Source organism: Desulfobacula sp. (genome assembly GCF_014237455.1).
GTDB lineage: Bacteria > Desulfobacterota > Desulfobacteria > Desulfobacterales > Desulfobacteraceae > Desulfobacula.
On sequence record NZ_JABZFL010000052.1, the window covers coordinates 1 to 6,566 of the forward strand.

Below are 6,566 nucleotides of genomic sequence, written 5' to 3' on the forward strand. Positions count from 1 at the left end.
ATTTTTTCAGACTGAAACAACTCTTCTTTTAATTTCTGAATTTCAGAGATATCCGTTACTGCATTTACAATGCCCGACACCCGTCTTCCTTTTAGAGGTGAGCTCCCGACAAAAAAAGGAATTTTTTTACCGGATTTGGAAATAAAGCTGGTTTCAAAAGTAGCTTTTACTTTGGAATCTGTCGGTGAATCGATTAAATTTTGAAATATTGGCTGGTCTTCAATTGTTACAATTTTTGTATAGTGTTTTCCTACCAAGTCATCGGGTTCATACCCTAAAACATTGGCCAATTGTTTATTTACAAACTCAATATTGCCTTCAAAGTTTATTATTTGAATCCCGTCGTTCAGGGATTCAATAAGATTCTCGTTAAACTCTTTCAAACGCGCCATTTTGTTATCAATCCGCTGTTTTTCCTTTTCTCTGGTCAGGTCCCTTGCCACACCGACCATGGCGATGGGCCTGTCCTGGTCATCCCTTAGGGGAATATTCCTTACATGGGCGGGAAAGTGTCTGCCGGATTTTGTCTTAAGGGTGATTTCATCGTTAAAAATTTTTCCTTCCCGAATGCGGTGGAGGACGTTCTGGTTTTTCCCCCCCAGTATGGCGATGTGCTGGTTGAGCACTTCCTGAGACTTAAATTCAAACATCTGTTCCGAGTATTTATTGAAATAGACCAGGTATCCGTCCAAATCCGTTATCACGATGGACTCTATGATGTTTTCCAGGACATTTTCGATAAATTCCTTGGTTGTCTTTTTCATGCCCAAAATGAGTTGGTTCCAGTTGAGATCGTCTCTTTCAGGAATTATTGATTTGTTGGAATTCTGATCGGAAAAGTTCATTGATATGTCTTTGCTTAACCGGTTGTCACGCGTCATGTTAAATCCCGTTTTAAAAATCAGCCTAAATGATAATCATTACGTACAGGCTGATTTAATTTCAATTAAATTCGTTAATGAATTTTCTATAGAACAGATTGCCATAAAATAGCAAGGGCATTTTTGCTCCAGTTTTAAAGTAACAGAGAATTTGTTGACAAGCGGCAAAATGCAAGGACTTTCAAGCCCCATCAATCCCAAACCACCATCTCCTATGCCAGCGGAAAGGTGCAAAAATGAAAGATCTCCTGGCCTGGTTCGGCTTTAAACAATACCCTTTTGATAAGGAAATTAAGACCGCTGATGTCATTGATACGCCAGTGCTCAAGGAGACCCTTGCTCGACTTGAATACATGAAGCGCAGGGGCGGTATCATGTTACTGACAGGGGATCCCGGAGTGGGTAAAACAATCGCAACCAGACGTTTTGCCGACACACCCTCAATGGAAATCTTTTTAAAATCATTTATACGCCTTTGAGCACCCTTAACCGAAGCGATATTCTTCGGCACATCAATGCGTTATTGGGATTGCAAAATCGATTTACAAAAAGTGTAAATTACCAGCAAATCCAGAAAGAACTGCTGGATTGCAGGGAACAACGGGGACAGACAGTGGTCCTCGTCATTGATGAAGCCCATCTGCTTAAACAGGGGCCTCTTGAAGAAATCAGGCTGCTGACCAACTTCAAGATGGATTCCTTTGATCCTTTCTTGCTAATTTTATCGGGACAATCGGATTTAAAACGCATGATGGATTATGCTGTTATGGAGCCGCTAAATCAAAGGATTCGGATGCGCTACCACATGACGGGATTATCGGAAAAAGCCACCAGCGACTATATCTTGTCCCGCCTTAAATGGGCCGGATGTTCAGCACCCATATTCAGTGATGATGCTTTGGCGGCCATACGGGAATATTCATATGGTTTTCCAAGACTGATCGGCAATATCTGTGAAGAAGCTCTTACCTATGCCATGTTTTGCGATAAAAAAACGGTGGATGCAGACATGATATTAAAAATCAAAACCACCGAAGATTTGTCTATGAAATAACAGTTTCGGTGAAACGGAGTCAGGATATCCTGGGGAGGAAACCTGACAAGGGATAGCCGGAAGCAGGTAGCATTGAATAATGCACCGGGGGGAAGTAGGGAAAGCCTGCTTCCCCTTTCTGTATTATTCAAGCTCTCCTGCCCATGCCTTAAAAAAACCCACTACGGATGAGCGCAGCAAATCCGTTATTAAAAAATGGTCAGTATAATCTTGTGAAAAAATAATAAACGTCTATGTGCTTTTGATAATAAAAGACGTTTGGGATCATGCCACGGTCAGAATAATGGCCTCATCACCTAAAAGCAGAAAATTCCAATCAACAACGGCGGCGCCGCAACATCAAGTCTCCGATAGGCGTCGGTCGAAAATCTAATTCTTCGTACATCAAACTCATTTTACCAACTTTTTTTGCACATTGACTGAATATTTCCTGTTATTAGTGGAAGGGAAGGCAAATAAAAAAAGCCGTAAGTCATAGGGTTAGACTTACGGCTTTTGGGGATTGGATAATTAAAAGTGGTTTATTTATTCTTCAATAATCATCATCGTGGAGGGGTTCAGCCTGAATTTTTGATCGGTTCTGTCCCCGTCTTTTAAAATAATTGCCTCTATTTTATTTTTTACAGGCTGAAGTAAAATGGCTTTGTCAAATCTGTCTTTATAAGTTTCAAGCTGGATGGGAAATCCGTTTTCACACAAGTCTTCCTCCCTGTGGTTCTTCATGGAAAACCATATGACAATGGAAAATTCCTGGTTCAGATTTTCAAGCGCTTCAAGAACGGTTGAAATATCCTTGTCAAAATTCAATCCGTCAATGATCATGACGGACGGCAGTGTAAGGCCGGCCTTTTTAAAGCTTTTAAGATAATCCCTGATCTTTGCCGTATCAAAGGTGGATTCATTATAACTGATCCCGACTTTATTGGGTTTGATGTCTTCCCATAGCCGGACAGCTTTCTGGGGATCAATATACCCGATATGGTCAGTAAGATTTGTGTATCCTTCATGATATCTTAAATTAATTTTTTCCATGGGGTCATCAAGGCTGACATGGAGAATTTTTTCATCATTTAATAATCGCGTCAATGCGACCTGAACAAGAAAACTTGTTTTTCCAACACCAGCCCTTGAAATGACTGCACCGAATTTACCATCTTTTATATTTTCAATCCCAATGGTTTTTGCAACCGGGCTTTTAAGAATGAGATCTTTTTTTAACATATTTCCTCCCTTTACTATAAAGGTCTTAATTATTATTTTTTTCTTCCTGTTTTTTCCTGGCAATTTCTTCTGCAATGGACTGCGGTACCTTTTTGTATGTTGAAAACTCCATTGTAAACTGTGCTTTTCCCTGTGTGGCAGATCTGAGCACGGTAGAAAAGCCAAACATATCAGATAATGGCACCTGGGATTCAATGACAGACATGACACCCTCTTCCTGGGAGCCTTGAATAATGCCTCTCCTCTGATTAATCAGGCCCATGCAGCCGCCCTGGAATTCATTGGGTGTTTCAATAACAACCTTCATAATGGGCTCTTTGATGACAGGTTTTGCTTTGACATATGCTTCAAGAAAGGCGCCTCTTGCTGCTGATTGAAATGCCATTTCAGAAGAATCAACCGCGTGGAAGGCACCATCATCAATGGTGACTTTAATGCCGGTAACAGGGAACTCGAGCTTGGGGCCTTTATTCATGCACCCTTGAAATCCCTTTTCACAGGCCGGGATATATTGGGTGGGGATCCTGCCGCCTGTAATCTTATTTGTAAATTCAAATTCTTCTTCACAGGGTTCAATAAATCCAGCCACGCGACCAAATTGTCCTGCGCCGCCAGTCTGTTTTTTGTGAGTATAGTTAAAAAGAGCCTTTCTGGTAATGGTTTCCCTGTATGCAACCCTTGGCTGTCCGGTTTCAACTTCTGCATCATATTCTCTTTTCATTCTCTCAACATATACTTCAAGGTGGAGCTCACCCATCCCCTGGATAATGGTATCACCGGTTTCATGATCCATATAAGTTCTAAACGTCGGATCTTCCTTGGTAAACCGATTTAATGCCTTGGACATGTTGATCTGGGCTTTATTATCCTTGGGTACAATGGAAAGAGAGATCACTGGTTCCATGATATGCATGGAAAGCATGGCATAATTGATTTGTGGAGATACAAAGGTATCACCCGAGGCACAGTCAACCCCGAACATGGCACCAATGTGACCGGCCGGAATGGCCTCGACTTCCTCCGTTTGTGCAGAATGCATTCGGATCAGACGGCCGGCTTTCATTTTTTTGCCGTCTCTGGAATTAATCAATGTATCGCCTTTATAAATACATCCTTGATAGACCCTGATATAAGTCAACTGGCCATACTGGCCGTCTTCCAGTTTAAAGGCCAAGGCCACGGTCGGTTTATCAAAATTACTTTCAAGAATAACGGCTTCTTCATTGTTATCAAGATCAATGGCTTCATTTTCGATGTCAAGGGGGGAGGGAAGATAGTTGATAACTGCATCCATCAGGGGTTGAACTGCCTTGTTCTTATAGGCAGACCCAAGAAAAACAGGGGTCATCTGTCTTTCAATCGTTCCGGTTCGAACCGCCTGCATGATTAATTCTTCTGTGATTTCTTTTTCTTCCAGAATGGCATCGGTAAGGTCCTCTGAGAAAAGAGAAACCGCATCAATCATTTCTTCCCGGGCCATTTCAGCGTCTTCCATCATTTCAGCAGGGATGTCTTTAATGACAACATTCTCACCATTTTCCCCTTCAAAATAATTGGCTTTCATGGAAACAAGATCAATAATGCCTTCATGTTTATCTTCAAGTCCTATGGGAAGCTGCAGCATGATGGAATTATGTCCCAGTTTATCCCTTAGCTGCCCGCTCACCTTGACAGGATTTGCACCGGATCTGTCACATTTGTTAACATAGGCAATACAGGGAACTTTATACCGTTTCATCTGCTGGTCTACGGTAATGGATTGTGACTGGACTCCGGATACAGAGCAAAGAATCAGTACCACCCCGTCCAGAACCCTTAAAGAGCGTTCAACTTCAACCGTAAAGTCAACATGGCCCGGTGTGTCGATAATGTTGATGTTATGCTTGTCCCATTCACAATAGGTGGCCGCCGATGCAATGGTAATGCCTCTTTCTCTCTCAAGTTCCATGGAATCCATGATGGCGCCGGTACCGTCTTTACCCCTGACTTCATTGATTTTATGGATTCTGTCAGTGTAAAATAAAATTCTTTCGGTCAGTGTGGTCTTACCGGAATCAATATGGGCACTGATTCCAATATTTCTTACTTTTTTTAAATCTCTGATCATTTTAAAATCATCCTTTGAATATAAAATTTACTTGTCAAACAATTTTAGGATGCAATTGTTGTCAAAGGCTTTCCTATATTTTAATATTGCTAAATTATTGTGATTTTGTTAATGTGAACCCGAAGTTAAACTTAGCTTATGAAATCGAATATATTATATTTAAACTGTTAATATGTCAAGTAAAAATTATAAATTGTGACTCTTTTATCAGAACAATCCATCCGGGAATTTGAAAATTATTTAAAGAATGGTTCAAATAATCTGGGCATCAAGGTTTCCGATCATCAGGCGGAATTGATGACCCTTCATGCAAAAGAGCTTGCGGCATGGAATAAAAAGATAAACCTTACCGCCATTAAAGACCCTTTGAAAATAGCAGAAAAACATTTTATCGATTCCATTGCTGCGGTTCCTTTTTTGGGAAATGAAAAATGTCTTATGGATATGGGATCAGGGGGAGGCTTCCCGGGGATTCCCATTAAAATCATGAGACCGTCTTTAAACGTTGTTCTGATTGATTCCTCCCGGAAAAAAGTCAATTTTTTAAAACATGTGATACGGATGCTGCATCTGGAAAATATCGAGGCCTTGCATTCAAGGGTTGAAGATCTTCATGAAAATAAAGCCTATGAAAACAAATTTGATGCGGTTATATCCCGCGCCTTTACTGAACTTTCAGGTTTTGTTGAATTAGCGGTCCCTCTTTTAAATAAGAAGGGGACTATCTATGCCATGAAAGGAAAGCATGGAAGAAAAGAGATTACCCCCGCTATTTTAAAAGATTTTGATTTAAAAACCGACCATTATCAATTACCTTTTGAAAAATCAGATCGATATATGATCAAACTGTCTGCTAACCGCGAGGCTGATTTGAAGCGTTAGCATTATAAAAATCACAGAAACGATATGGATATAATTTTACAGGCTTGGGGAGGAGGTTTTTACCTTTTAAATAAAATCTTTTTTGCTCTTGCAGAAGGGAAAAACCAAAAAACCAAAAGGCAGTTAAAAATCGCTTGATGGTTAATTTACATATTAGGCGTTCCAGCATGGGTGATAATTCTTTTTAGCAAGCATGACTGGATAGCAGCATCAATAGAAGCTGGTGGGGTTCCTTCAATGATATTTGGGTTATTTACTGTCTATCAAAATGATGATTCTCCAAATAAAATATTTGATTTAACGTAAGCGCTCAAGGAACCGCATCTTCAAATTGGATTCAGGGCATGAGATGATAAGCCAACTTTAACATCAAAGGAGGCTTACAACATGGCAGACAGATCCAAAGTAGCAAATAAGAAGC

The 6,566-nt window shown here is 40.4% G+C and carries 6 protein-coding genes; 3 read left to right on the forward strand and 3 right to left on the reverse strand.

Annotated elements, in window-relative coordinates; genetic code table 11:
- Positions 1–881 (reverse strand): PAS domain-containing protein (locus tag HGJ91_RS08120; RefSeq protein WP_291347220.1); only part of this gene is annotated, 881 nt, incomplete at its 3' end.
- Positions 882–1,117: 236 nt separating this feature from the next.
- Between HGJ91_RS08120 and HGJ91_RS08125 the strand changes: the two genes are divergently transcribed.
- Together HGJ91_RS08125 and HGJ91_RS08130 are read left to right on the forward strand one after the other, a co-directional pair.
- Entirely contained in the window at positions 1,118–1,360 is a 243-nt protein-coding gene (locus HGJ91_RS08125) for a hypothetical protein (protein ID WP_291347221.1), read from the forward strand.
- Positions 1,357–1,935 (forward strand): AAA family ATPase, encoded by a 579-nt coding sequence (locus tag HGJ91_RS08130; protein WP_291347222.1) that lies wholly within the window; start codon positions 1,357–1,359, stop codon positions 1,933–1,935. The genes HGJ91_RS08125 and HGJ91_RS08130 overlap by 4 nt, the downstream gene beginning before the upstream one ends.
- A 525-nt stretch (positions 1,936–2,460) precedes the next feature.
- Here the strand turns inward: HGJ91_RS08130 and HGJ91_RS08135 are convergent.
- Positions 2,461–3,156 carry a hypothetical protein gene (locus tag HGJ91_RS08135; protein ID WP_291347223.1) on the reverse strand — a complete coding sequence of 232 codons (696 nt, stop codon included), beginning with the start codon at positions 3,154–3,156 and terminating at the stop codon, positions 2,461–2,463.
- Positions 3,157–3,181: 25 nt separating this feature from the next.
- Positions 3,182–5,263, reverse strand: coding sequence for an elongation factor G (gene fusA, locus HGJ91_RS08140; RefSeq protein ID WP_291347224.1), 2,082 nt, complete (start codon positions 5,261–5,263; stop codon positions 3,182–3,184).
- Between the two features lie 195 nt (positions 5,264–5,458).
- Here fusA and rsmG point away from each other — a divergent pair, with 195 nt between their 5' ends.
- A complete protein-coding gene (gene rsmG / locus HGJ91_RS08145) occupies positions 5,459–6,145 on the forward strand; it encodes a 16S rRNA (guanine(527)-N(7))-methyltransferase RsmG (protein ID WP_291347225.1) in 687 nt (228 codons plus the stop codon).
- The last annotated feature ends 421 nt before the right edge of the window (positions 6,146–6,566 follow it).

Coding starts and splice junctions, on each gene's coding strand:
- fusA (WP_291347224.1), bottom strand. CDS start 5,263: ATGATCAGAGATTTAAAAAAAGTAAGAAATATTGGAATCAGTGCCCAT.
- HGJ91_RS08125 (WP_291347221.1), top strand. CDS start 1,118: ATGAAAGATCTCCTGGCCTGGTTCGGCTTTAAACAATACCCTTTTGAT.
- HGJ91_RS08135 (WP_291347223.1), bottom strand. CDS start 3,156: ATGTTAAAAAAAGATCTCATTCTTAAAAGCCCGGTTGCAAAAACCATT.